Raw genomic sequence first — 26,400 nt, 5'->3', positions numbered from 1 at the left:
TTTATGAAAAGTATCATCGGCTTTTCCTTGCGCAATAAGCTTGCCATCTGGTTTTTGACGATTGTCATTACCGCAGCCGGGATTTACAGCGGGCTTACGATGAAGCAAGAAACGATTCCAGACATTAATGTTCCGTTCTTAAGTATTACCGCTATCGATCCAGGAGCTGCTCCGGAAAAAGTGATGAACGAAGTCACGATTCCGCTTGAGCAAATGTTACGCAATGTGAATGGCGTACAAAACGTTACGTCTTCGTCGATGGAAAATGTGGCTACTCTTTCTGTTGAATTCAAATATGGAGCCAATTTGGATGAAGCTACAGCTCAAATTCGCGAAGGGTTAAACCAAGTCACATTGCCCGAAAGCGTAGAGCGCCCTCAAATCACGCGCTTCAGCCTCAACTCGTTCCCCGTCATCTCGCTGAGTGCTTCGACAGAAAACAGCAAAGATGATCTGGAAGAATTATCGCGGATCTCTGAGGAACAAGTGCTTCCGGAACTTGAAAAAATCGAAGGCATCGCTTCGGTTCAGATCTCCGGTCAGTATATGCGCGAAGTTCAACTCACATTCGATGATGCCAAAATGGAAGAACTCGGTCTGACCCGCGAAACGGTGCAAAATATCGTGGATGCTTCGTCGGTTCGTGCGCCTCTTGGATTGTTCACCTTGGACGATAAACAGTCCGCTGTGGTCGTCGACGGCAATGTGACGACGCTCAACAATCTGAAAGCTCTTGAAATTCCGATTGTGCCTTCCCAAGCACAAAGCGGTGCAGAAACAAGCGGCGGCGCAGCGCCGGATGCGGCGGGAACTCCGCAAGCATCGGGCATGCCGAGCGAAGCCGGCTCGGCCGATGCAACATCTTCCAGCGCCGCGCAAGAAGGCGAAGCGCAGCAAGGCGCGGGCGTCGATGTGACGCAAGGCAGTCAGACGCAGCCTGGCGCTGATGCGAGCGCGGCGCAAGAAGGTGCGGCTACGCCAAGCACCGACGCGGCGCAGCAAGGTCAAGCTGCCGCTGGAGCAGCGGCAAGCGGCTTGCCTACGGTCAAACTGAGCGATATTGCGAAGTTTGACGTCATTGGCAGTTCCGAGTCGGTGTCCCGTACGAACGGGCAAGAATCGATCGGGATTCAGATCGTCAAAACGAACGATGCCAATACGGTAGATGTTGTCAACGCGGTTAAAGAAAAAATCGCGGATCTGGAAAGCCAATATTCCGGTCTGAATCTGACCGTGATGCTGGATCAAGGCAAACCGATCGAAGATTCGGTTCGCACGATGCTTGAAAAAGCGATCTTCGGCGCTTTGTTCGCCGTATTGATTATCTTGCTGTTCTTACGTGATATTCGTTCGACAATCATCTCGATTTTATCGATTCCGTTGTCTTTGCTGATTGCCGTATTGCTGCTTAAGCAAATGGACGTCACGCTGAATATGATGACGCTGGGCGCGATGACGGTCGCGATTGGACGGGTTGTCGATGACTCGATTGTCGTTATCGAGAATATCTATCGCCGCATGACCCTCAGCGGCGAGAAGCTGCGCGGACGCCAACTGATCAGCGCCGCAACGCGAGAGATGTTCTTGCCGATCATGTCTTCGACGATCGTGACATTGGCTGTATTCCTTCCGCTTGCTTTTGTCAGCGGAATGGTCGGCGAACTGTTCACGCCGTTCGCCTTAACGATGGTATTCGCTTTGCTGGCTTCGCTGTTAATCGCGATTACGCTTGTTCCGATGCTTGCGCATACGCTGTTCCGCGGCGGCATCAAGAAAAAAGCTTCGCATGACAAGCCTAGTCGCCTTGCCGAAGGATACAAACGTGTATTGAACTGGTCGCTTTCGCATAAGCTGATTACGTTCCTGATCGCGGTCGTCTTGCTGGTCGGAAGTTTGTTCACTCTGCCTTATGTCGGCACAAGCTTCTTGCCGGAGCAAGAAGACAAAACATTCACGTTCACGTATGCACCGGAAGCGGGTGCAACCGATGAGCAAGCTCAAGATCGTCTGCTTGAAGCCGAGAAATTCGTTCAAGAGCAGCCGCATCTGACGAAGATGCAATATTCGATTGGCGGTTCGAGTCCACTTGGATTCGGTTCTGCAAATTCGGCTTTGTTCTATACCGAATTCGATAGCGATACTCCAGACTTCGATCAAGTGAAAGAAGATCTGATCGCTGGATTGCAAGAAAAAATTCCAGATGGCGAATGGAGCCAAATGGATATTGGCGGAGGGCTCGGTGGCGGTCAATTAAGCGTGAGCGTCTATGGCGATAGCACCGAAGATCTGAAGCCGGTCTCCGATCAGATTCTGAAGCTGATTCAAGACGATTCGAACTTTGAAGAAGCCAAAAGCAATCTGGAAGAAGGCTACAACCAATATACGCTGGTCGCTAACCAAGCCGAACTCAGCTCCTACGGGCTGACTGCTGGACAGATTGCGATGGCGCTGGCTCCGGTTACGCAGCGTCCGGTATTGACGCAAGTCGATCTGGATGGTCAAAGTCATGACGTCTATATCCAGACCGAAAGCAAAACGTTCTCGGATCTTCAAGACATCGAAGATACGGAATTAACTTCTCCGTTAGGCGTGCAAGTGCCTATTCGTGATGTGGTCGATGTCCAAGAAGGCGTTGCGCCGGATACGATCAGCCGTTCCGATGGCAAAACGGTCGCGCAACTTTCGGCAAATATCGTATCGTCTGACGTAGGCGGTGCTTCGACTACACTTGAGAACAAAATCAAAGAGTTGGATTTGCCAGACGGAATCACTGTGGAATTCGGCGGGGTTACGGAACAAATCAACGATACGTTCTCGCAACTGGGCCTTGCGATGCTCGCTGCCATCGCGATTGTCTACTTCGTACTCGTTGTAACATTCGGCGGCGGTCTGGCACCGTTCGCGATTTTGTTCTCGCTTCCGTTTATCGTGATCGGCGCCTTGATCGGTCTGTTGATCGGCGGCGAATCGCTAAGCGTATCTGCGCTGATGGGCGTGCTGATGTTGATCGGTATCGTCGTCACCAACGCGATCGTCTTGATCGACCGCGTTATTCACAAAGAACGCGAAGGTCTGTCTACTCGCGAAGCCTTGCTGGAAGCAGGATCGACGCGTCTGCGTCCGATTCTGATGACGGCATTGGCGACTATCGGTGCTCTGGTTCCGCTCGTTGCCGGATGGGAAGGCGGAGCGGGCATTATCTCTAAAGGGCTGGGTATTACCGTTATCGGCGGTCTGATTAGTTCGACGCTGCTGACGCTTGTGATCGTACCTGTGGTGTACGAGTTCTTGATGAAGATCAGCAGTAAGTCTCGGGCTAGACGGGCTGAGCTTGAGAAGTTGGAGACTCCGCTGGACTGAGACAGGTAAGTGGGGGTGGCGGTGGGGTGCCGCTGCGAGAGAAATTCGTTTCGGTCGCGTGTTGAACTCGGAAAAAGAGATTGAAATTTTTGTTTGAATTTTTCCGAGTTCAAAGGCGAACGCTAACGCTCCTCCACTGAATTTCTCTCTCCGCTACAGCTTCGTCAGCAGAGTTTGGGTATAGACAGAATAGCCGCTCCCTTGTTGGGGAGCGGCTGTTTTCTGTCTTGTTTTAGGGATAATTCGCCTTCAATAGGCGAATCGATTAGAGACAGAGCTGGCGCTTCGCTAAGCTCGATTTTGTTTACTTAACGGATTGTATGTCCCTTAGAAGCGACTAAACAATCCTATTCGAGTTTTAACGGATTCTATATCCGTTAAAATCATTTTTTGCGGCTTTTTGCGCTAAAAATCGAGCGGATTTGATTTTAAGCGTCATGTGGTTCCGTTAGGATTCTTAAAACCTATAAAAACAATGCTAAGCGTCATCTCAATCCGTTAAAATTTCAACAAGCAACCGGAATGAATTCCCCTCGGATTCAGCTTGCTTCCGGCTCTTAGCCGACTTCTTCGCATCACTTTTTATCGTGATGCGAGCTACCTTTAGTTCCTTCCGCTTCGCTCTCGTCTTCGCGTTTCACGCCTGTGCCGCGTTGCAGATCTGCGATTTCGGGGAAGACGGGTTCGAGTTGTTCGTAGACGCGTTTAAACAACGAATAGTAGCGTTCGTACGTTTTGAACTTATGGGAATCGGGTTCATGCGTACGCGAGATCTTAATTTGGTCTTTGAGATCGGTGTAATCGTGGATCAGCCCCTCGGCTTTCATCGCTACGGCGGCGGCGCCGAAAGCGGAAGCTTCATACGTATCGGGGACGACGACTTGCGTGCCGGACAGATCGGCGAGCATTTGCGTCCAGATCGGGCTTTTGGCAAATCCGCCGGACGCAAGCAGCGTGCGGTTCGCTCCGCTAAGATCCGTCAGAGCATCGGCTACGGTGCGCACTGCGAACAAGACGCCTTCCATCGTCGCACGTCCGAAATGTTCTTGTCCGTGATGCAGCGTTGCGCCGAAATAAGCGCCGCGGGCGTCGGCATTCCAATACGGCGCGCGTTCGCCGCTCAAATAAGGCAAGAACAGCAGCCCTTCCGAACCCGGTGGCACGGAATCGGCTAATTTCACGATCCGCTCTAATGCCTTTTGTTCTTTAAGATCTCCGCTTTCGCCTTTTTCTTTGTCGATCACGAATTTTTCCAAATACCAACGCAGCGCGATTCCGCCGTTATTGGTCGGGCCTCCGATCAGCCAACGATCGGATTCGAATGCGTAACAGAATGTCCGCCCCGAAGCGTCGGTTGCGGGTTGCTTCGCAAAAGAACGTACCGCTCCGCTCGTTCCGATCGTGACCGCCGTTTCGCCCACGCCAAGTGCGCCTACGCCGATATTCGCCAAAGCTCCATCGCTTGCGCCGACAATCCACGGCGTATTGGGTTTCAGCCCTAATTTTTCGGCAAATTTACGGTTCATGCCGTCCAGACGCTCGGTAACCGGGACGATGTCTCCAAGCTGATCGGATGATACGCCGGTCAGATTGAGCGCCGATTCGTTCCATTTTAATTCATGCAGATCCATCAGCCCGGTTGCCGAAGCCAACGACACATCGACTGCATATTTTCCGAATAATTGATGCAGCAAGTGTTCTTTGAACGAAATAAACTTCGCTGCTTTTTTGAATAGTTCCGGTTCGCGATCGGCGAGCCAAAGCAACTTGGTCAAAGGAGACATCGGGTGAATCGGCGTTCCCGTCGCCCGGTATAACTCGGTCGCTTCCCGACCTTTTCGAAGTTCATTCGTTTGCCCGATACTGCGGTTGTCTGCCCAAGTCATCAGCGGTGTTAGCGGCTTGCCAGTAGAATCGACTGCCATTAAGCTGTGCATCGCCGTACTGATCCCTACCGCCGCTATATCATCTGCGGAAGCTTTGCTATCTTTCATCGCGCCTTTGATTGCATCAACGACCGCATCCATCAATTCTTCTGGACGTTGCTCCGCTCTGCCCGCTTCGGGAACAAGTAAGGAATACGCGGATTGCGATCCGCCGCGAATCATTCCTTTTTCATCATAAATAAAAGCTTTCGTACTGGTCGTCCCTACATCAAGCCCGATATACAGTCCCATCTTGCCGTCCTCCTCCACTTTCCAGCACGAATGCCAACGCAGGCGATTCGAATGCTCGGTCTATGCCTCATTTGGACGCTCCGTTCAAAATCGAAACAATAAATCATAAATAACTAATAAACCAAAAGAAATAAAAATGCACGCTTTCCTATTCAACAGGAAAACGTGCACGTTATCTTTTATAAAGCATTTTCTTTTACGAATGGACTTGCGTATCCAACCAACGATAATCCGCGGTCAGCAGTTCATCCATCAAATCGCTTAAAGCTGCATATAAAGGGCTTGCCGTCTGATTACGAACTTCTTCGCAAAAAGCCGGAACCCACATCAACAGATGTTGTTTTAAAAATCTCCACTGCGTGATTGCCAGCTGCTCACATTCGACCTGCGAACGCACGCCTTGCTCGGTCAGACGCTCCGATAATACCGCCATAAACTCTAATTCCATACTGAGTTCGTCGTTTTTTTCATCGGATGTACGATTTAAAATCACACCGGCTTGGTCGTATTCCACGCTTGCGGATACTGCCGAATGCTGAGATTCTGTAGAAGCGTAAAACGATTCTCGAAGTGAATGTTGTCCGATCAATCGATCGTATTCTTGCGTCTGTAGTTTGCAAAACTGCGCCAAAGACGAAGCTTCGGGTTCAGAAATCAAAGTTCGAAATTGAACAAAAGCTGCATTGTCCCACTCTGTTCGGTTTAGCTTATTTCGCCATTTTACAATCAAGTGCACGCTCGGTTTATAAATAATAAAGTCGCTCAGCAGTTGATATAGGGTCCAGCGGGTATGCGTCCAAATCTTTTCTTCTCGGGCAGCCACCCCAAATGCCTCTAATACGGTACTTGTCATCACTGTGACCTCCTTCGTGTTTACTCTTCTATTATAACGCGAAGACCACACCGCTTAAGGATGATCATGTGACAAAACAGTAGCGATTCACAGTGAAAAACGAAACATCATGCAGCATTTTGTTGTAATCTGTCTGAGGAAGGGCTATATTGTCGATTAGAGATTCTTTTGAAAACCCTTACTTTGAATGTTCAACACGATTTTTCTGCAAGGAGTGTGCCTGACGTGCCGCCATCTGTATCGAAACGATCTCAATCTAATCGAAGCTTTTTTTCTGCACCTTCGCCTTTTATTCCTCTTAAAGCGTTCAACTTTTTCTTATATGGAGCGATTGCGGTATTCGCCAGCTTTTTTCCGCTTTACTTACAAGATAAAGGGATGAGCAAGCTTGAGATCGGAACGCTGATGGCAATCGGGCCTTTTGTATCTTTAATTGCCAATCCGTTCTGGGGCTATATGGGCGACCGTATGGAAAATACGAGGCGTATGCTGATTTTGATGCTTGCCGGAACGATGGTCTTGTCGCAATTCGTGTTCCATGTTGAATCGTATGCGATGATTTACGTAACCATGATCTTTTTCTTCTTTTTCCAAAGCCCTTCTTTTGCGCAAAGCAACACGATGATCTTGGGGTATATCGACGGGACTAACCGAAAATTCGGGGCGTTCCGATTATGGGGTTCGATCGGTTGGGCACTTACCGCAGCAGCCGCTGGATTTGTGATTGACCGCGCCGGGACATCGCCGGGCGTTCCGTGGTTATTTACAGGATTGATTGCGGCAACGCTGCTTACAGCGGTGATCCTGCCTTCGCTGCATCGTCCTACGGCAACGAATGTGGTCTCTCCGGGCGGGTTTGGCAAAGTGTTGGCGAATCCTACATTCACGATCTTTTTGCTACTCGGTGTATTTGTATCGATTCCCAATGCGGTCAATAGTACCTTTATGAGTTTATATATTACCGATCTGGGCGGCTCTCGTCAGATGGTCGGTTGGGCTGTATTCTCCGCTTCGGCACTTGAAGCGTTGTTCTTTTTGCTGTTTGACCGCTTTTTCCGTAAACGTCTTGGGTTTATGATGATCTGCTTAACCGTGGTGAGTATATTGTTCGCCGTGCGTTGGTATCTGATGTCTACCGTGACCGATCCGATGCAGATCGTCTATATCCAAATGCTGCATAGCGTGACTTACGCCGGTTATTTCTATGTCGGCACGCTAATGACCAGCATGTTCGTACCGGATGCTTTTCGAGGAACCGGGCAAGCCTTGTTCACGCTATCTTGGAGCGGCGTATCGGGAATTGTCGCGGGCGTATTCGGCGGCTGGATGTTCGATAACTTCGGAGCGTCGATGATGTATCAAAGCGGCACGATCTTGTCGGTGATCGGCGCGGTCGGTTTTGCGGCGATGGGTTATACGCTGTATCGAAACGGTCAACTCAAACCGACTTTGCCTAAATAAAAAAAGTCCCGTTTCTCCAGAAGAAGGAGAGCGGGACTTTTTCTATGTTCAACTTACTTTTTCGGCAGTTTGAACGAACTTTTCATCGATACGATGCGACCGAATACTGGCTTGCCTGGTGTAGACAATTTCGGATCGACATTGAAGTATCCGTGACGGAAAAATTGGAACTTGTCTTGCGGCTCTGCATCTTGCAATTGCGGCTCGACAAAACCGTGTACGATTTCCAGCGAGTCTTTGTTGACCTTTTTGAGGAAATCATCGACTTCGTTCGCCGATACGTCTTCGGTCTCGTCGGTTGCAAGTTCTTCTGATTCTTCGTCTTCGCCAAGTAGTGGCTCATACAGACGGAATTCAGCAGGAACAGCAGCCGAAGCATCGACCCAATGGATGGTGCCTTTGACTTTACGGGCATTGAAGTCGCTACCGCTTTTGGTTTCGATATCATACGTACAATGAATTTCGACCACTTCGCCTTGTTCATTTTTGATGAAATCATGGCATTTGATAAAGTACGCATGTTTCAGGCGAACTTCGTTACCCGGGAACAAACGGAAATATTTGCTGACCGGTTCTTCCATAAAGTCGTCTTGCTCGATATAGATTTCACGCGAAAACGGAATTTGGCGAATGCCCATTTCTTCGTTCTCCGTATTGTTTTCAGCAGGCAGCAGTTCGCTTTCGCCTTCTGGGTAGTTCGTAATCACGACTTTCAGCGGACGCAAGATCGCCATCGTACGCGGTGCTTTGAGCTTGAGATCTTCACGCACGAAATGTTCCAGCGTTTGAATATCGACCAGACCTTGACTGCGCGAAATACCGGTCTCGTAGATGAATGCTTTGATCGCTTCCGGCGTGTAACCGCGGCGACGCAGACCTGAGATGGTCGGCATACGCGGGTCATCCCAACCGTCGACCAGATTTTCTTCGACCAGTTTGCGAAGTTTGCGTTTGCTTGTCACCATCGTAGAGACGTTCAGACGACCAAATTCATATTGATGCGGCTGAGCTTCCATCTCACATTCGCGCACAACCCAATCGTAGAATGGACGTTGGTCTTCAAACTCTAACGAGCACAGAGAGTGGGTAACGCCTTCGATTGCATCTTCAAGCGGATGCGCGAAGGTATACATCGGATAGATACACCATTTATCGCCTGTGTTATGATGCGTCGTATGCGAAATCCGGTAAATGACCGGATCGCGAAGATTGATATTCGGCGATGCCATATCGATCTTCGCGCGCAGTACGCGTTCACCGTTTTGGAACTCGCCATCACGCATACGTGTGAACAGCTCCAAATTTTCTTCGACCGAACGATCGCGATACGGGCTGTTTTTACCCGGCTCCGTCAACGTTCCGCGATTTTCGCGAATTTGGTCGGCAGATTGATCGTCTACATATGCCAGCCCTTTGCGAATCAACAAAACGGCGCGCTCGTACATTTCGTCGAAATAATCCGACGCGTAATATTGGTTGTTCCATTCGAAGCCGAGCCATTGAATATCTTCTTTGATCGAATTGACGTATTCGACGTCTTCTTTCACTGGGTTCGTATCGTCAAAACGCAGATTCGTGCGTCCGCCGAACTCTTCAGCCAAAGCGAAATCGATAAAGATCGCCCGTACGTGCCCGATGTGCATATAGCCGTTTGGCTCTGGTGGGAAACGGGTGACGACTTCTTTCACTTTTCCACTTTTCAAATCTTCTGCTATGATACTTTTAATAAAATTCGGTGGGGTTTTGGTGTTCTCGTTCTCCACATCGATCAACCTTTCATTATGCCCGGGAAACCCGGTTGTTTAACCGTCGAAGCTTATCCGTCTATCCGCTTAGAGGTCTATACGCTGCTTTTGCTCTACAGCCCATCATAACGCATATCCGTCTTTCCATTCAATAAAATGCCGTTCTTTTCTTACAGATCGCGCAGTAAAAAAGGAGTTTCATTTATGTTTAGTTTGTCATTAACCGAATTTGTACAACTTAGACCGCTTCATCCCGAACACGCGGAAGATTTACTTCAACTGGTCGAAGATTCTCGTTCTACGCTAGGAGCGTGGATGCCGTGGACTCACCAAATGCAAGAACTGATCGACGCCGAAGAATTTATTGCGAACGCGACTCATTTGTATGCAGAAAATGGAGCAATCACCGTCGGTCTGTGGGAACATCATCGGCTTGCCGGTGTAATCGGATTTCACGAAATTAACTGGCGCAGCTTTCATGCCCAAGTCGGATACTGGCTCGGCCATTCTTTTGAAGGACGGGGCTTGATGACTTTGGCGCTGCGCCCTCTGATCGATCATGCGTTTATGGAAATGGAGCTGAACCGGATCGAGATTCGCTGCGCCGTCACCAATACACGAAGTCGCGGCGTTCCTGAACGTCTCGGCTTCACGTTAGAAGGCATCGTTCGCCAAGCGGAAAAGCTCGACGATGGTTATATCGACCATGCTCTATACGGGCTACTCCGACAAGAATGGAACTTTCGCCGAGATTAAACTATGGAACCCAGCAGCTCATCAAGATATCATCAACGAACCGATCTTCGATCATATATTCGCGCTCTAATTTCCCTTCAATCTGAAACCCGCAGCGCAGATAAAAACGGATCGCATTTTCGTTGGTGGATAATACGCGTAAACGTAGTTTTTTGATTCCGCGGCGCATCGTGTGGAGCTTGACAGCCGCCATCAACTTTTTGCCGACGCCAAGCCCTTGATAAGCCGGATGCACGGCGATATACATCTCTGCGACATGCGCATTGCTGAACATTAGAGTCGGCGGTCGCCATCCCACGCATCCCACGATAATCCCGTCACATTCAGCGACTAACTGATTTTCGGGCGGGCAATTGCGCAAATAATGCGTACGTGATTTCCAGACCGGAATCTGCGGCGAATTTTGCGAATTCCAGACCAATTTGTCGATCCGCATCAGCGGCTTGGCGTCTTTCACTTGCGATTCACGAATCGTCACTTCGTTTTCAATCGTACGCATCATCTTGTTGCCTCCTCAGGCTCGGATCGCATTACTCGGTAAACTTGACCGTGGCAGTACGCTGAAAGCGGTCATTGAACACGAAAAACAAAAACGATAAGATAGCGGCTACGACCGCACAGATCGCTACAGGCTCAAGCCCTCCCCGGTCATACAAGATCCCCATGATATAAGGTCCAATGACGCGTCCAGCTTGCGCAATCCCTCCTGATACCCCTAGATAAAACGGTGCGTGAATCCGTGTGCGTTCCGATATGAAAGCAGGCATCGCCGGCTGGAACAAGATTTCGCCAATCGTCGCCAAAAACATCGCTGCCACCATCGCGCCATACTGGGGAAACATCAAAATGACCAAATATCCGGCTAAATAGAATAAACTCCCGGCAGTCATTTGCGATTCAGGTCTACGCGCACAAACCTTTTTGATCCACGAAATCAGAGGTTGCAGCGCAAAAATCAGGATGCCGTTCATCGTCCAGAGCAGACTGTATTGAGCCGGCGGCTTTCCTTCCGATAAGATTGCAGGCGATATGCCGCCGTTCCAAATACAGTTGCCCAGCCATAAAAATAAAGCGCCTAATCCGATATACAGATACACCCTCGTATTCATCAATAACGTCCAAGCTTGCCCCTCGGACTTCGACTTTTTCTTTTCCGTCAACTCTGTTAACGAAACTTCGTCTGAGCTTGTTTCTTCTCGCTGCACCCGATTTAAGTACACAAAAAAATAAACGGCGAACAAAACGCACGTACATCCGTTTAAAATAAAAGTCAGCGGAAAAGACAGTTGTGCCAAAGGTCCACTCAGCGCGGTTCCGAGTGCAATGCCGATATTGTTGCCTACGTAGATCGTATTAAAGATTTCGCCGCGCCTGGACGCAAATCGAAATCCGATAAACGCTTGAATAGCGGGCAACGTCATCGCGTTGCTAAAACCGACGATCAACATCGTAAACATATATAGATGCCAGTGCGAGCTGACGAACGGAAGTGCGAATAAGGATAAAGCGTTAAGCGCTAACGAACCGACCAGCAATTTTTTAACGCCGATTCGGTAATACATCGCTCCGCCCATTAATTGCCCGGCGATGCCGCCAAGCGATTGCAGCAAGATAACTAATCCCGCATCTTGCATACTGCGTCCTAACTCCCCGAACACATAGATGGTCGTGAGCGGCCACATGAGCGCACTGCCGGTCGAATTGATCAAACTCGCCAGCAGTAACGCTTGAATTTCTTTGGGATAACGTTGAAGCCCCTTCATGGTGTCTGCGTTCCTTTCTTCCTATCCCTCGGATCTTTAAATTTTAGTTGAGCACGCGAATTTCTACAGTGGTCGAAAAGAAAGTAGCACCGCCGCCCATATCGGCAATCCGAGACGAGGTCAACGCATTCGCTAAACGGCGTCCTTTTACAGCCTTAGAATCCGCAAGATGACCTTTCCACCACAGACCTTGACTCACGACCGTACCCGGCAACATAAGATCCGTCACCGAAGCTTTTAAGGTGTAGATCCCGCGCGCATTGTAGACTTCAACCATTTGCCCATCGATAATCTGGCGCTCTGCCGCGTCTTGCGGATGGATTTGCAGCAACGGTTCTTTTTCCAGTGATTGATGTTTCTCCACATTAGCAAAAGTCGAATTCAAAAAGTTATGGTTCGGCGGGCTAATAAACATCAGCGGATAATCAGACTTGCGCTGCTCTTTATTTTCGCCGTCGAATCCTTCTACAAGCGGCATATAGGTCGGTAGCGGCGGAAGACCCATACGCGAAAGCTGCTCGCTGTACAATTCGATTTTGCCCGAAGGCGTCGTCAAACGCTCTAAATAAGAAGCTTTCGGTGCTAAATCCAAGCTCACAAAACGTTCAGCTTCCAACCTCTCCAATGTGACTCCGTTCAAATAAGGGTTATCGGAATTGTCCAGCGCTGACGCGATGACTGTTTTCGGATCTTCGCGGAACGCTTCTTCGTCAAAGCCCATTTCTTGGGCAAGCAACGTAAACAATTCGAAATTGCTTTTGCTTTCGCCAACAGGCGCGATCACAGGTTCTTGAAGCTGTACATAATGGTGCCAATACGACGTATACAAATCTGTATTTTCAAAACTTGATGTCGCCGGCAAGACGATATCCGCATACTTCGCGGTGTCTGTCAAAAACAACTCGTGCACCACGGTAAACAAATCTTCGCGTTCCAGACCTTCTCGAACCCGATCCGATTCCGGTGCGACGACTGCCGGATTGCTACCGAATACGAATAGACCATGTACTTTCGGTTCCAGCGTCAGCAGCGTATCCGCCAGCTTGTTCATATTGAGCGTACGCACGCCCGGATTCGGGCGCAGATCAGGACGCTGGAGCGCTTCGTCATTGAGTGACGCATACGCGCCATTCGACTTAAAGGCACCTCCGCCGCGCGACCACTGACCTGTCAACGCAGGCAAGCAAGATACGGTACGCACAGCCATCCCGCCATTGTCATGATGCTGAAGCCCGTTGCCGATATGAATATGGCTCGGGGACGTCTCTGCGTACATGAGAGCAAGCTTTACGATGTCTTCCGCAGGTACACCGGTAATCCGCGACACACGCTCTGGTGTGTACGTCTTCACATGCTCACGCAGCTGCTCGTGCCCGACCGTATACTGTTTTAGAAATTCTTCATCGGTTAAGCCACGTTCAAATAAAACGTTCATCAGACCTAGCGCAAGCGCTGTGTCTGTGCCTGGATATAACGGAATAAACCAATCGGCACGTCGTCCGGTAAGATTCTTATGGACGTCGATCACCACGACTGTAGCGCCGTCTTTGCGAGCCTGCTCCATCAATACGGCTTGGTGCATACTCGTACTGACGATATTGCCGCCCCATACGATAAATAACTTCGCTTGGCGCGTATCTTCCGGGCTCGATCCGCCGCCAAAGCCCATTGTATATTTCCATCCCGCATTACCTGCCGAATTACAGATCGTGTAAGCAAGCTTGGACGCACCTAATTTGCCAAAAAAGCGCCGATCCATCCCTTCTGCATTCAACGCGCCCATATTTCCGTAGAAGCTGTATGGCAATATACTTTCCGATCCATGCTCCGCGGATAAACGGCGAAACTTTGTCCCGATTTCGCTTAGCGCTTCATCCCAAGAAATACGCACAAATTCTCCCGATCCTTTGGGACCGGAACGTTTCATCGGATAAAGGAGCCGCTCTGGGTGATGCACTTTATCTGCCATATGTCTGACTTTATTGCAGATCGCCCCTTTGGTTGCAGGGTGATTCGGATTTCCAGTTACTTTTACGATTTTGCCTTCTTCTTTGTGTAACAACAAGCCACAAGTGTCGGGACAGTCTAAGGGACAGACCGCCGGGAACACACCGCTCGAACGCTCCAGCATTGACATCACGGACGGCTCCTTTCAGGGATAAAATCATAAATTCTTCCAGAGCTTTATTGTAGCATAATTCTTTTATAAAATATTTTTGGCAAGCGAGTCATCAAAGTGTTTCAACCCTATAGCGTAGAGGTTATTTAAGAACATTGGCAAATAGGCGGTAAATGATGTCCCCTTCATGAGCTGTACCTGCTGCCATATCATGGACCACTCCCGAAATTCGCCTTCACAAGCTCCTTCCCCCGGACTTGTGAAGGCGAATTTATTTATGTTCTCTTTTTCTAACATGCAGTTAACGTTGTGTTCACGTTCCTTTTACGCCATGTTCGGATCTGTCCGGGCTACAGGCGGTATGTTATATTGAGGTTGTCGAAATCGTTTTTTATTTATTTTCTCAAAAAGGAGCTTTGTCTATGACGCCTACACATATTGCCGTGTTTTGCGGCTCAAGAGAAGGCGCTTCGCCCGCTTATATGGATAGCGCACGTACGCTCGGGATCGAGCTTGCCAAACAAAACATCACGCTCGTCTACGGCGGTTCGCGTGTCGGTCTAATGGGCGCTGTCGCCGATGCTGTATTGGATCAGGGCGGACAAGCGATTGGCGTATTGCCGACTTTTATGCAGACAAGGGAAATCGCACATCTGGGCTTGACCGAATTGATCATGGTGGAATCGATGCACGAACGCAAAGCCAAAATGGCGGAACTTGCCGAAGGATTTATTACGCTACCCGGAGGCTCGGGGACGATGGAAGAATATTTCGAAGTATTTACTTGGGCGCAGCTGGGTCTGCATCAGAAGCCGATCGGCGTATTGAATGCCACAGGTTATTACGACCCGCTTATTCAATTGTTCGATCGTATGACCAGCGAAGGATTCGTAACGCCAGAACATCGGAATATCTTATTGACTTCGCCAGAGCCGAGTGAACTGCTGAAGCTAATGAATGAGTATAATGCTCCAACTACGCCAAAGATTTTAACGGACAAGCGTACTTAAACATAAGGATTTAAAAAACCTGTAGCTGAATGCCGGATATGCGGCGTCCAGTACAGGTTTTTTTCGTACAAAAATTGATTTTTCGATTACGCATGTTTTTTGATTTGTTGCGAAGGATAAGTCTGTACAGAAGTAGGGATTTCGCTAGGTGTGCGCAAATAAGCTCCCCAATAAGCGACGCCTACGAAAACTGCGCCCCCGATCAGATTACCGATCCATACCGGAACGAAGTTCCCCAAATACTGTCCCCATGTAAAATGCCCTTCGAAGATTGCCGCCGGAATCAAAAACATATTGGCTACAACGTGCTGAAACCCTATCGCGACAAACGCCATCGTTGGAAACCAGATCCCGAGTATTTTACCGCTCATACTATCGGCTCCATAACTCAGCCATACCGCCAAAGCCACCAACCAATTGCAACCGATCCCCGAGATCAACGACTGTGTAAATGTACTCTCGATCTTATGCCCTGCCATTTCAACCAACTTATCCAAATACGGTCCCGAAGACGTTAACCCCACCACATGCCCGAAAAAGTAAGCGACGAAGATCGCACCCGCGAAATTTGCTAAAGTCACGAGGATCAGATTTTTGATCATTTCTGTCGTCGTAATCCGGCGTGCCAGGCGCGCAAGCGGCACCGCCATCATATTCCCGGTCAATAGCTCGCCGCCCGCTAACAGCACTAACACTAGACCGACTGGAAAGATCGCCGCTCCGACGAAATTTGCGAGACTTCCCCATGCTTCCGGCGTATTGGCAATAACTCGAATATCGAGTAGAAATCCCAGCGCAATAAAAGCCCCAGCTAAAAATCCAAGGATCAAAAGGGATGAAAGTCGTAGATGGGCTTTTTTAACCCCATTCTGAACCGTGACTTCTGCGATTTGCAGCGGTGTATAAGCAGCCATAATAAGTGCCTCCTCAGATCGCTAAAATTTGAACGTTTTCGTACCCGTCCTTATTGTAACGAAGAAGGAAACAGCTGAACGTGATAAAGATCATAATTAATGCCTGTAACGTGAATTTTTTCACTTTAATAAAAAGAGAAGAAATGAAGCGTATTGAGGACGTCAACTGTAACTAGAAACGAGCCGACGGAGAGAGAAATTTAGTGTAAGAGCGTTAGCGTTCGCCTTTGAAATTGAGAAAACTCCTATTAAAATTTTAATAAAAGTTTCTCGATTTCAACACGCGACTCAAAGGCTTTCGAAGAAAGACACATCGTAAGCATACGCTAACAAATTTCTCTCGCAGTCGGCTCGTTTCCCCCACCAACGCAAAAAGCCCACATCGTGGGCTTCTCACGCCATACCTTTTATATGAAAAGCTTAAGCGCCTAGGATATTTTATCGAATATACGTGTTCTAATCCTAGTCTTTAAGCTTTGGTTTGTTCTTTCACCGACCGTGCAACTTTTTCTTCGCCTGGAACGACGGGTTCTGCTTCCATCGCCGCGAATCCGAGCGAGTTCAAGTAGTTCCATGGTTTGTTGTAGTGCGGTTGGAAGAAGAAATCGACGAATGCCAGTTCTTCTACAGTCATTTGATTTTGGATGCAGACCGACAAAGTATTGATTGACTGCGTCAGATCGACTTTAGACATCAATTGCGCGCCGACAATACGATGGCTGTCTTTTTCGAACACGATCTTGAAGGTCGCTTTTTCGAATTCAGGCATAAATTCCGGACGGTAGTTATCTTCGAAAGTCGCTACCGATACATCCAGACCCGCTTCGCGTGCTGCGGCTTCCGTCATGCCCGTTGCTGCGATATTGTCTTCATAAATTTTGATACCGCTTGTGCCTTGCGTACCCATGTAGGCAATTTTCTTTTCGACCAAGTTCATTGCCACAAGCGTACCCATGCGCACCGCGTTAGTCGCAAGTGGAATATATGCCGCTTTGCCTGTAGGGTTGTAACGGATCGCGCAGCTATCGCCAGCGGCGTATACGTCTTTGACGCTAGTTTCCATATAGTTGTCGACTAAAATCGCGCCGTTTGGCAACATATCGACTTGGTCTTTGAGCAATTCGGTATTCGGACGGAAACCGATACATAAGATAACGAGGTCGGCTTCATGCGCGCCTTTTGTAGTAACGACTTTTTGCACTTTGCCATTGCTGCCTTCAAAACGCTCTACTTTTTCATCCAAAGCCAATGTAATTCCTTTTTCAACTAACGAATCTTCGATACGATCTGTAAATTCAGCGTCGAGGTATTTGCTCAGAATTCGTTTTTCCGCATCGATCAGTGTCACTTGTTTGCCGTTCATTTCGAATGCTTCGACCAATTCTACGCCGATATAGCCTGCACCGATCACGACCACGTTTTTCGCTGTTTTCGCTTTTTCGATGATGGTATTCGAGTGGTTGAAGTTTTTCGACAAAATGATGTTATCCAGCTTGATGCCTTCGAATTGCGGGATGATCGGCCACGAACCGGTTGTCACAATCAGCTTGTCAAAAGTATCGGCGAACTCTTCGCCGCTTTCCAAGTTGCGTACCGTCAAGTTTTTGCCAGCTGCATCGACCGACAATACTTCGTGACGCATACGCGTTTGAACGCCTAGAGCAGCCAGATGTTCAGGCGAAGAATAGAACAGCCCATTCGGGTCTTTCACTACACCTCCGACATACAGCGCGATTCCGCAAGACAGAAACGAGATATTATCGTTGCGTTCATACACCGTAATTTCGGCATCTGGGTAAAGCTTAGCGGTACGGACAATAGCGGCGGTTCCTGCGTGTGTACAACCGATAACTGCAATCTTCATGAGTGAATTCCTCCAAATAGTAATTTTTTATATGCGTTAAAAGTAGGTTATCCAAGATTCAAAAAAGGATGTGAAAATTTGTACATAGGTCTGTAAAAAAAAGATTTTCTAAATACTACCCGACCTTTGACTCTATGACTCGCAGTTGTGAAAATATTCACCTTGCTATCCAGGTTGTTTGTGAATTCCTTCACCTGATACTTATATTATAGTGTGACTTATTTCACATTGCAAGAGGTAAACGTTAAATTGTGCTACATTTCACATTGTTGTCACATTCGTATAAATAAGCATAAAAAAACTGCACACCGGAGATTCCGGCATACAGTTCATTGATCGTTTTACGGGCTTTATTGAGATGCGCTGCGCAGATTGGTTTCGCCTTTTGGCGAGAACGTCTGCATCTGACCTTTGCGTTGTTCTTCCGACAGAGCATATAACGCATAAGGCAAACAAAGCGGCACGCCTGTACGCGGATCTGTGACGATATCCGCTTCAATGCCGAAGACTTCGTGCATCACAAGCGGGCACATGACTTCAAGCGGAGTTCCCGATGCCAAAGCTTCGCCTTGCTTGATCGCGATCATATGTTGAGCAAAACGCGATGCGTGATTCAAGTCGTGCACCACCATGACAATCGTTCGACCTTGTGTTTTGTTTAACTCGTACAATAATTGCAGCACTTCAAGCTGATGCGCCATATCCAGATAAGTGGTCGGTTCGTCCAAAAACAAAATATCCGTTTCTTGCGCCAAAGCCATAGCAATCCATGCACGTTGGCGTTGACCGCCAGAAAGTTGATCGATAGGGCGGTCATGAAACTCACGCATGTTCGTAACGTCGAGTGCCCATTCTACGACTTTCTTGTCTTCCGCTTTTAATGTACCAAAACCTTTTTGATGCGGAAAACGTCCGTAAGAAACCAATTCGGTTACCGTCAGCCCTTCCGGTGCGGTAGGCGTTTGTGGCAAAATTGCCAGTTGTTTCGCGATTTCGCGCGTAGATTGTTTATGAATCGATTTACCGTCAAGCAACACATTACCGTTTTTCGGACGCATCAGACGTGCCATCGTTTTAAGAATAGTTGATTTGCCGGAGCCATTCGCACCGACCAACGCTGTGATTTTTCCTTGCGGAATTTCAATATTGAGATCCTTGACGATCAGCCGATCTTCGTAGGCGATATCAAGGTTCGTTGTATTTAGACGGAACATTACGCAACCATTCCTTTCCGTAAAATCGAAAACTTCATTTTTTCTTCATTACAGTTTAAGATACTGATAATCATTATCAAATGTCAAGTTAAAATTTAAGGTCGCTTGCTTACTGGTTAACAAAAAAAGACCCAAACCTCAGTGGAGTTTTGGGTCTTTTTATTAAAGAGAACATCATAAAAAAGAGGATACAATAAAAAACGAAGAAAATACGACTCTAAAAAAGAGAAACTAAGATCTGTACTTTAATTGTTTTTTGAGCTGACTCACACGGCTTTGGCTAATACCGAGCATTTGAGCAATTTCGCTTTGGCTCGCTTCTGGGTGATCGAGCAAAGCTTGCTCAAGGCGAGGCAGCATGTCCGATACGCGAATCCGTTTTTTCGATGCAGACTCATCAATGGTCGGCGTATGCGTGACAGGAACGACCGGTGCATGTTTGAGTTCTTGTAGACACGAAGCGCATACGAATTGATCTTTGTAATACACAACGCTATCTAAAGTCCGGCAAAATGAACATTCGGTGGACTTGTACTTGCGCATTACGAGCATACCGTCATCCGTCACAAAAAATTCCAACGAGTCGCCAATCTCAATATTTCGCGTTCCCCGAATTTCACTAGGGATTACAATTCGTCCGAGACTGTCTAAGCTACGAATCATACCAGTATCCTTCATTTTGAGTTCCCCTCTATGTTAAGTTAAAGTTTAGCAAAAAGTTTATTTAGTGAAGATTATAGCATAATTAAACTTTTTTGCTACTTTTTGTTTAAAATTTCACTCCATATTTACACGTGATTGATAGCCCTCCGAGGCGAAACCACACTAGATTCATTGTAACGTTAAAGCCCATTCACATCAAGATAACAAAAAAATAAAAATTAAAAATATGTAAACATATTTGATTTAGGCATACAAAAAAACCGCTTTGAGCAAAAGAAGGATCGGTGGGGCCGGAATCCATACATTTTGACAAAACGGTTTTTTCTCAAGATTCACTGTACAGGCTTTGCATCATCATTATTGTAAGTTAAGCGAATACTCGCTTAGAGGTAGTAGGCTGCACAACTTCTTCAGTTCGCCATGATCTCTGAACGTTCTAATTTCTGACGCTGAGCAAGTACGATATAAGTATCTAACCGCTGACTTAATTCGACAACGTCTCGGTCACAAAAACTTTTATGTTCTGTGATTTTTAACAGCTCTTGTCGCAAACGTTCGATCATGCTATACAGCGGTTCTTCGTTGCGATAAGCATCGTAAGCCATAGCGGTCACCTTCCTTCTCAGTGCTTACTTGTTCATTTTAGCGGCTGATAGTAAAAAACAAATTTTGCTAAATTCAGAAGAGAGTCTACTTTTTTATGGAACTCATGACAGGTAATACGTTTCGATTGTCATTTTGGATCTGTTGTTTTGAAATTTGGTTGTTTGGTAGGTATGAATAAGATTTTGCTCATAAAAAACGAGCCTCGGATTATACTCCCGAGGCTCGTTTGAGAAGAAGGACGCGGCGTATAGATCCGCGCACGATATTCTCACAGCCGGAAAATCAAGCTTCCGGCTTTTTGCTTAACGGCGACGTCCGCGGTCGCTTCCACCGCGATTGCCGCTTTCGCTGCGGCGACCAGAACCGATGCCGCTGCTTTTGCCGCCGCGCTGCGAATCATTGCCGCGCGATGACGTACCGCGGCTAGAGTCGCCGCGATCATAACCGCCGCCGCGGCTGCTGCCCGCGCTTTCGCTGCGCGTATTGCGACCGCCGCCTTCGCCGCGGCGGCTTCCCGCGTTGTCGCTGCGAGTGCCGCGACCTGCGCTTTCCCCGCGGCGGCTAGCGCCCGCGCCGTCGCGACCTGCACGGTCTTCGCCGCCGGCTACGCGGCGCGATCCACCGCGCGAACTTCCGCCGCGACCTTGATCGCGGCTGCTATCGCCACCACCTCGGCGACCTCTGCCGCCTTCTTGTTGCGAACGGCCTCCGCCGGCGCCGCGTCTTGCGCCGCCTTTGACCGAACCTTCGCGGCTGTCTGTACGCTCGCTACTCGAACCGGAGCGGCGACCGAAATCAGTCGCCCGTACGATTCCGCCGTTTTGGAACACGACGCGTTCGGGACGTTGCTTCGTCGCTTGCTCGATCAGATCGAGTGTATCGTGATCGCGCTGCGCCACGAACGTATAAGCAAGACCTTTGTCGCCTGCACGGCCCGTTCTGCCGATCCGGTGAATATAGCTATCCGTATCTTGCGGAATATCGAAGTTGAAGACATGGCTGACGCCTTCCACGTCAAGACCACGTGCCGCAACATCGGTCGCAATCAAGATTTGCAGACGTGCTTCGCGGAAAGCACGCATCACTTGCTCGCGTTTGTTCTGCGACAAATCACCGTGAAGCTCTGCCGAATTGTAACCTTCCAATTGAAGATCTTCATTCAGCTTCGAAGCCCGGCGCTTCGTGCGGCAGAACACGACAGCCAAATACGGATTGTCGCGATTGATCAAAAATTTAAGCGCATCGTATTTGTTGCGATCTGTACACTCCAGCGCAATTTGACGAATATTCCGTGCCGGAACTTTTTCCGCTGGCGTCACACTGATCTGTTCTGCATTTTTCGTATACGCACTTGCAAGCTGACGAACATTGTCCGGCAAAGTAGCCGAGAACAACATCGTTTGACGAGAAGGCGGCGTCGCTTCGATGATCGCTTGAACTTCTTTGAGGAAACCCATTTGCAGCATTTGATCGGCTTCGTCCAGTACCAGCGTTCTCACGCGGCTCAGCTTCAAAGTTTCGCGGCGAACATGATCGAGCAGACGTCCCGGCGTTGCGATGACCAGATCGCAACCGCTTTTGAGCTTATGCAGTTGAGCCGCTACGTCTTGACCGCCATATACAGACAAAATGCGCATTTCCGGTCCCGCAAGCTTGCGTGCTTCAACCGTAATTTGCAGCGCCAACTCACGCGTTGGAGCGATAACAAGTGCCGGTGGCAATCCCAAGCCTTCCGAACGACCGCCGTCATTCCACTCGCGTCCTGCCGCGATTTTTTCCAAGATCGGCAAAATAAACGCCAACGTCTTGCCTGTACCCGTCTGTGCTTGCACCATCAGGTCGCGTCCTTCAAAAGCGAGCGGCAGCGAAGCAGCTTGCACAGGTGTAGGTACCGTAATGCCTTGCGCTTGCAAACGATCCAGTACCACGGGAGCGATCCCCAACTCTTTAAAATTTTTCATGTTCATTATTCCTCCGTTTGGGGACTTCTTCCGCGATGCTGGCATTCGCTAGTCGCGAATTCCAAAAGAAAAGAGTGCTGCCGTACCTGCCAGCAGAAATCCTTTTTCCGAAATCAATGGCCCGAAGGCGCGGAAAGTCCCGATTTATCGATCAGTTCGCGGCTGTCTTGATTTAACCCGCGAATGTCTACTTGCTTGCCTTGCTTTAGATATTCAAACTTTACTCTTGCCAATGCAGACGCAGCGGAATGGTCCCATACATGCGAATGCGACAAATCGATCACGACAGTATCTGAATCTTCTGCCGGCGTAAAATGGTCGACGAGATTCGACGCCGTACCGAAAAAGAGTTGTCCGCGTACTTCGTAATGTTTGACCCCGTTTTTCAGTTCGGAACTCACGTTCAACTTCGCGATTTTCCAACCAAAATGCAGGGTGCATAACACGACGCCTACGCCTACGCCGATCGACAAGTTATCCGTGACGACAACGATCCCGACGACAATCAGCATAACAAAAGTATCGACGAACGGAATCTTTTTCATCTGAGTCAGCGAACTCCACTCAAATGTACCGATCGATACCATAATCATCACGCCCACCAATGCCGCAAGCGGAATTTGACTGACGATATCGCCGAGCAGTACGAGCAGAACCAGTAAAAAGGCTCCTGCCGTAAACGTAGACAATCGCCCGCGTCCGCCCGACCTTATATTGATCACCGATTGCCCGATCATCGCGCAACCTGCCATTCCGCCGAAAAATCCTGTCACGATATTCGCAATCCCTTGCCCGCGCGCTTCGACGTTTTTGTTACTTTTGCTTTCTGTCATATCGTCTACAATCGTAGCGGTCAGCAGCGATTCTAGCAAACCGACTAACGCAAGCGAGATCGACACCGGCAAAATCGTTCCTAACATACTCCAAGTCAGATCAATCTGCGGAATATGAAATAACGGAGGCGTCGTTCCTAGCTCGCCCATTTGACCGACCGTTTTGACATCCAGACCTAGACCAACCGCAATCAACGACATGACGACAATCGCGACCAGCGGTGCAGGCACGACTTTGGTAAACCTCGGTAAAATATAAATGATCGCTAACGTCCCCGCTACAATCGCGTACATCGCGGGCCCTGCTCCAACAAATTGCGGAAGCTGCGCCATAAAAATAATAATCGCTAACGCATTTACAAACCCAGTCATGACCGGCTTGGGTATAAACGTAATAAACTTCCCAATCCCTAATACGCCGAGCAACACTTGAATAATGCCCGCAAGTACACCTGCTGCAAGCAAATACTCCATGCCGTGATCGCGAAACAGACCACCCATGAGCACCGCCATTGCGCCGGTAGCCGCAGAGATCATTCCTGCGCGCCCACCTACAAAGGCGATCACAATCGCAATCACAATTGAGGCATGCAAGCCTACAATCGGATCAACACCTGCTACGATCGAAAATCCGATCGCTTCCGGAATAAGCGCGAGCGCTACGGTAATCCCCGATAAAAGATCGCCGCGCACATTCCCGAACCATTGCTGTCTTAACTCCATAACCATCCTCGATTCTGTAAGTCGTTTCAAAAAAACGTGAGGCTTGGCTTAGATGCTTCGCACCTTACCGGCAGACACGTTTTGAAAAACGCCTGGCTTCATTAAGGTTCGCGTAACCTCAACTGCCTATGATGTTGTGAAGTTTTCCCCTTTCAGAAAAACCCAGGTCCGTTGTAGTCAAGACCCCCATTATACAGAATTTAAGGTGCGATGGCTAGTCGAGAAAAACGGCATAAAACAAAGCCAGGAGGCGATTTGCAACGTCTTTCGCCCCCCGGCTTGCTCAATCTTAAAATCTTCCCGATCTGAAAATTGAAAATAGCAGCAAAACGACCATCAGTACCGCTACGATCAATCCGGTTTCAATAATCGGATAATTCCAAATCACCGTCGCTTTTTGCGCCAACGACGCTCCGACGACCAATCCCGCCATCACGATACTGAACGCCAACAGCACAATACTAAAAGCTAACCGGTTGACGAGCCGATCGACGCCGCGCGATGCTTTGCGCAGCTCCGGCACATCGACTTCGACGCGTACCCGACCTCCGCTAATAAAAGAAGTCAGATGACGCAACCGATCCGGCAGACCCGTCAGCGAATCGGCAAGACCGAGAACTCCGCTTACCGTTTTGCGGCGCAACCGATCCGGTCCGAATTTTTCTTTTGCCAATTTTCGTCCGAACGGTTCGGCAAGCGTCACGATACTGAGCGTCGGATCCAGTCGTTCAACCATGCCTTCCGTCGTAATCAGCGCTTTGCCAAGTAGCAGTAAATCCGGCGGAATTCCGATTCCGTGCTGCCTTGCGGTCGCAAAAAAGTCATTAATGACTTGACCCAGATCGACATCGGAAAAAGCAACATTATAATATCGCTCGCGAAGCCGTTCCAAATCGCGTTTGAGTGCGCCCAGATCGCTTTCTTCTGGAATCATTCCCATTCGCTCGATCGCCCGCACCATCGCCGAAGTGTCTTGCCGCATCAACGAAATGACCAGCGAAGATAAATATTCTCGCATATCCGGGCTAAGGCGTCCGACCATCCCAAAGTCCAGAAAAGTGATCGAGCCGTCTTTCATGATTAGCACATTGCCCGGATGAGGATCGGCATGGAAAAATCCATCGATAAAGACCTGATTCAGAACCGCGTTCACGATACGCGAAGCGATCTCTTTCACGTCATATCCGCGTTGCTCCAAATAATTGCGATCTGTCGGCTTTACCCCTTCGACAAAAGACATCGTCAGGACGCGCTCCGACGTCAAATCCCAAAATACGGTCGGCACATGAATATGCGGATCTTGATCGAATTGCTTCGAAATCCGCTCCATGTTGCGAGCTTCGGCAGTATAATCCATCTCCGCTTCCATCGAACGCGCAAATTCATCCACCAACTGCGGAACTTGGTACCGCGTTACCCATTCCCAGCGTTTTTCCCCGATTGCTACAAGATCATGCAAAATCTCCAGATCGCGCATCACTTGTTTTTTGACGCCCGGGCGCTGGACTTTCACGGCAACTCTCTGCCCGCTTTCGACCAAACGCGCACTATGTACTTGTCCGATCGAAGCGGCAGCTATCGGATTTTCGGAAAACTCGCTCATCACACTCTCAATCGAACCGCCAAGTTCCAGTTCCACAATACGCCGCGCTTCTTCGGCTTCGAATTGCGGCACATCGTCTTGCAGCTTGGATAATTCTTTGATGACAGCGGTCGGCAACAAATCCGAGCGTGTGCTGGCGAGTTGCCCTAGCTTGATAAAGGTTGGACCAAGCGCCTCCATCACCAACCGGATACGCTCGCCCAATGTTTTCGTCTCCGGCGCTTCGCTTCGGATCCAACGGGTCGGCAGACGCAGCACGCGCGTCAAACCCATTTCTTCGACCATGTACCCAAAGCCGTGCCGGATTAGAGCGACCGCGATTTCCCGGTAGCGGCCGGCATGACGGATATGGACAGCCATGTTATTCCGCCGTCGTTTCTCCGGATGTACCCGGACGGTAAGGAGTTGTTTCGACGGCCGGGTCCGCCACTGCGGTAGGCTTTTTTCCTTCAAGTTCAGCTACGCGTTGTTCCAATACGGCGATACGCTCTTCCAGGCTTTTCACTTCATTACCGTTAGGTACGTCTAATTCTTTAAGCACACGGCGAACTTGTTCTTGCACCATGCCTTTAATATTGTTGCGCTCTTCTTCGCCGCGCTCTACTAACTTGTTCACGAAAGCTTTCGATTCCGAAGGTGCGATCTCGCCTTTTTTCACCAAGTCTTCGACGACCTTTTCGACTCTTTCTTTGCTTGCCACGGTCATACCAATCCCTAAAGACATCGCTTTTTTAAACAAATCACTCATGAATGATTCCTCCGTTTTCTATTGGGA

The 26,400-nt window shown here is 48.9% G+C and carries 19 protein-coding genes; 4 read left to right on the top strand and 15 right to left on the bottom strand.

From position 1 onward, the window contains the following. The first annotated feature begins 3 nt into the window (after positions 1–3). Positions 4–3,360 (top strand): efflux RND transporter permease subunit, encoded by a 3,357-nt coding sequence (locus tag NOM90_RS14640; RefSeq protein WP_255942917.1) that lies wholly within the window; start codon positions 4–6, stop codon positions 3,358–3,360. A 575-nt stretch (positions 3,361–3,935) separates the two neighbouring features. On the opposite strand, the gene NOM90_RS14635 is transcribed toward NOM90_RS14640, so the two are convergent. Together NOM90_RS14635 and NOM90_RS14630 are read right to left on the bottom strand one after the other, a co-directional pair. Beyond that, a complete protein-coding gene (locus NOM90_RS14635) occupies positions 3,936–5,537 on the bottom strand; it encodes a gluconokinase (protein WP_255942916.1) in 1,602 nt (533 codons plus the stop codon). A gap of 196 nt (positions 5,538–5,733) precedes the next feature. After that, entirely contained in the window at positions 5,734–6,390 is a 657-nt protein-coding gene (locus NOM90_RS14630) for a TorD/DmsD family molecular chaperone (RefSeq protein WP_255942914.1), read from the bottom strand. Positions 6,391–6,615: 225 nt separating this feature from the next. On the opposite strand from NOM90_RS14630, the gene NOM90_RS14625 reads away from it, so the two are divergent. Beyond that, entirely contained in the window at positions 6,616–7,851 is a 1,236-nt protein-coding gene (locus NOM90_RS14625; protein WP_255942912.1) for an MFS transporter, read from the top strand. A gap of 53 nt (positions 7,852–7,904) precedes the next feature. Here NOM90_RS14625 and NOM90_RS14620 read toward each other — a convergent pair whose 3' ends face one another. Further along, on the bottom strand, positions 7,905–9,623 hold the full coding sequence (locus NOM90_RS14620; RefSeq protein ID WP_255942911.1) for a glutamine--tRNA ligase/YqeY domain fusion protein: 1,719 nt from the start codon (positions 9,621–9,623) through the stop codon (positions 7,905–7,907). Positions 9,624–9,800: 177 nt separating this feature from the next. Between NOM90_RS14620 and NOM90_RS14615 the strand changes: the two genes are divergently transcribed. Further along, complete coding sequence (locus NOM90_RS14615; RefSeq protein ID WP_255942910.1) at positions 9,801–10,352, top strand: GNAT family N-acetyltransferase; 552 nt, start codon at positions 9,801–9,803, stop codon at positions 10,350–10,352. A 1-nt stretch (position 10,353) separates the two neighbouring features. Here NOM90_RS14615 and NOM90_RS14610 read toward each other — a convergent pair whose 3' ends face one another. From NOM90_RS14610 to NOM90_RS14600, 3 genes are read right to left on the bottom strand one after another with little or no spacing between them, the layout of a single operon-like run. Then, positions 10,354–10,854 carry a GNAT family N-acetyltransferase gene (locus tag NOM90_RS14610; protein WP_370866616.1) on the bottom strand — a complete coding sequence of 167 codons (501 nt, stop codon included), beginning with the start codon at positions 10,852–10,854 and terminating at the stop codon, positions 10,354–10,356. Positions 10,855–10,882: 28 nt separating this feature from the next. Then, positions 10,883–12,115, bottom strand: coding sequence for an MFS transporter (locus NOM90_RS14605; RefSeq protein ID WP_255942909.1), 1,233 nt, complete (start codon positions 12,113–12,115; stop codon positions 10,883–10,885). Between the two features lie 43 nt (positions 12,116–12,158). Continuing rightward, the gene (locus NOM90_RS14600) at positions 12,159–14,252 is read right to left on the bottom strand and encodes a molybdopterin-containing oxidoreductase family protein (protein WP_370866615.1); all 2,094 of its coding nucleotides are present in this window, start codon (positions 14,250–14,252) and stop codon (positions 12,159–12,161) included. Between the two features lie 404 nt (positions 14,253–14,656). Between NOM90_RS14600 and NOM90_RS14595 the strand changes: the two genes are divergently transcribed. Further along, positions 14,657–15,244, top strand: a complete 588-nt coding sequence (locus tag NOM90_RS14595) for an LOG family protein (RefSeq protein ID WP_255942908.1) — start codon at positions 14,657–14,659, stop codon at positions 15,242–15,244. Between the two features lie 86 nt (positions 15,245–15,330). Here the strand turns inward: NOM90_RS14595 and NOM90_RS14590 are convergent, their stop codons facing one another. The 9 genes from NOM90_RS14590 to NOM90_RS14550 form a co-directional block, all read right to left on the bottom strand. Then, on the bottom strand, positions 15,331–16,158 hold the full coding sequence (locus tag NOM90_RS14590) for a formate/nitrite transporter family protein (RefSeq protein ID WP_255942907.1): 828 nt from the start codon (positions 16,156–16,158) through the stop codon (positions 15,331–15,333). A 469-nt stretch (positions 16,159–16,627) separates the two neighbouring features. Beyond that, positions 16,628–18,022, bottom strand: a complete 1,395-nt coding sequence (locus NOM90_RS14585; protein ID WP_255942905.1) for an FAD-dependent oxidoreductase — start codon at positions 18,020–18,022, stop codon at positions 16,628–16,630. A gap of 350 nt (positions 18,023–18,372) precedes the next feature. After that, positions 18,373–19,236 carry an ABC transporter ATP-binding protein gene (locus tag NOM90_RS14580; protein ID WP_255942903.1) on the bottom strand — a complete coding sequence of 288 codons (864 nt, stop codon included), beginning with the start codon at positions 19,234–19,236 and terminating at the stop codon, positions 18,373–18,375. 231 nt (positions 19,237–19,467) lie between these two features. Then, positions 19,468–19,914, bottom strand: a complete 447-nt coding sequence (locus NOM90_RS14575) for an AbrB/MazE/SpoVT family DNA-binding domain-containing protein (protein ID WP_255942901.1) — start codon at positions 19,912–19,914, stop codon at positions 19,468–19,470. Positions 19,915–20,309: 395 nt separating this feature from the next. Then, the gene (locus NOM90_RS14570; protein ID WP_255942899.1) at positions 20,310–20,504 is read right to left on the bottom strand and encodes an aspartyl-phosphate phosphatase Spo0E family protein; all 195 of its coding nucleotides are present in this window, start codon (positions 20,502–20,504) and stop codon (positions 20,310–20,312) included. Between the two features lie 303 nt (positions 20,505–20,807). Then, complete coding sequence (locus NOM90_RS14565) at positions 20,808–22,466, bottom strand: DEAD/DEAH box helicase (protein ID WP_255942896.1); 1,659 nt, start codon at positions 22,464–22,466, stop codon at positions 20,808–20,810. Positions 22,467–22,579: 113 nt separating this feature from the next. Then, positions 22,580–24,022, bottom strand: a complete 1,443-nt coding sequence (locus tag NOM90_RS14560; protein ID WP_255942895.1) for a SulP family inorganic anion transporter — start codon at positions 24,020–24,022, stop codon at positions 22,580–22,582. A gap of 289 nt (positions 24,023–24,311) precedes the next feature. After that, entirely contained in the window at positions 24,312–25,985 is a 1,674-nt protein-coding gene (locus NOM90_RS14555) for an ABC1 kinase family protein (protein WP_255942892.1), read from the bottom strand. A 1-nt stretch (position 25,986) separates the two neighbouring features. Beyond that, on the bottom strand, positions 25,987–26,373 hold the full coding sequence (locus tag NOM90_RS14550) for a phasin family protein (protein ID WP_255942891.1): 387 nt from the start codon (positions 26,371–26,373) through the stop codon (positions 25,987–25,989). Between the last annotated feature and the right edge of the window lie 27 nt (positions 26,374–26,400).

Origin of the sequence: Saccharibacillus sp. JS10, assembly GCF_024436065.1 — a bacterium.
Taxonomy (GTDB): domain Bacteria; phylum Bacillota; class Bacilli; order Paenibacillales; family Paenibacillaceae; genus Saccharibacillus.
Note: the sequence above shows the minus strand (reverse complement) of the source record. Positions and strands in the feature narration are given on the sequence as shown.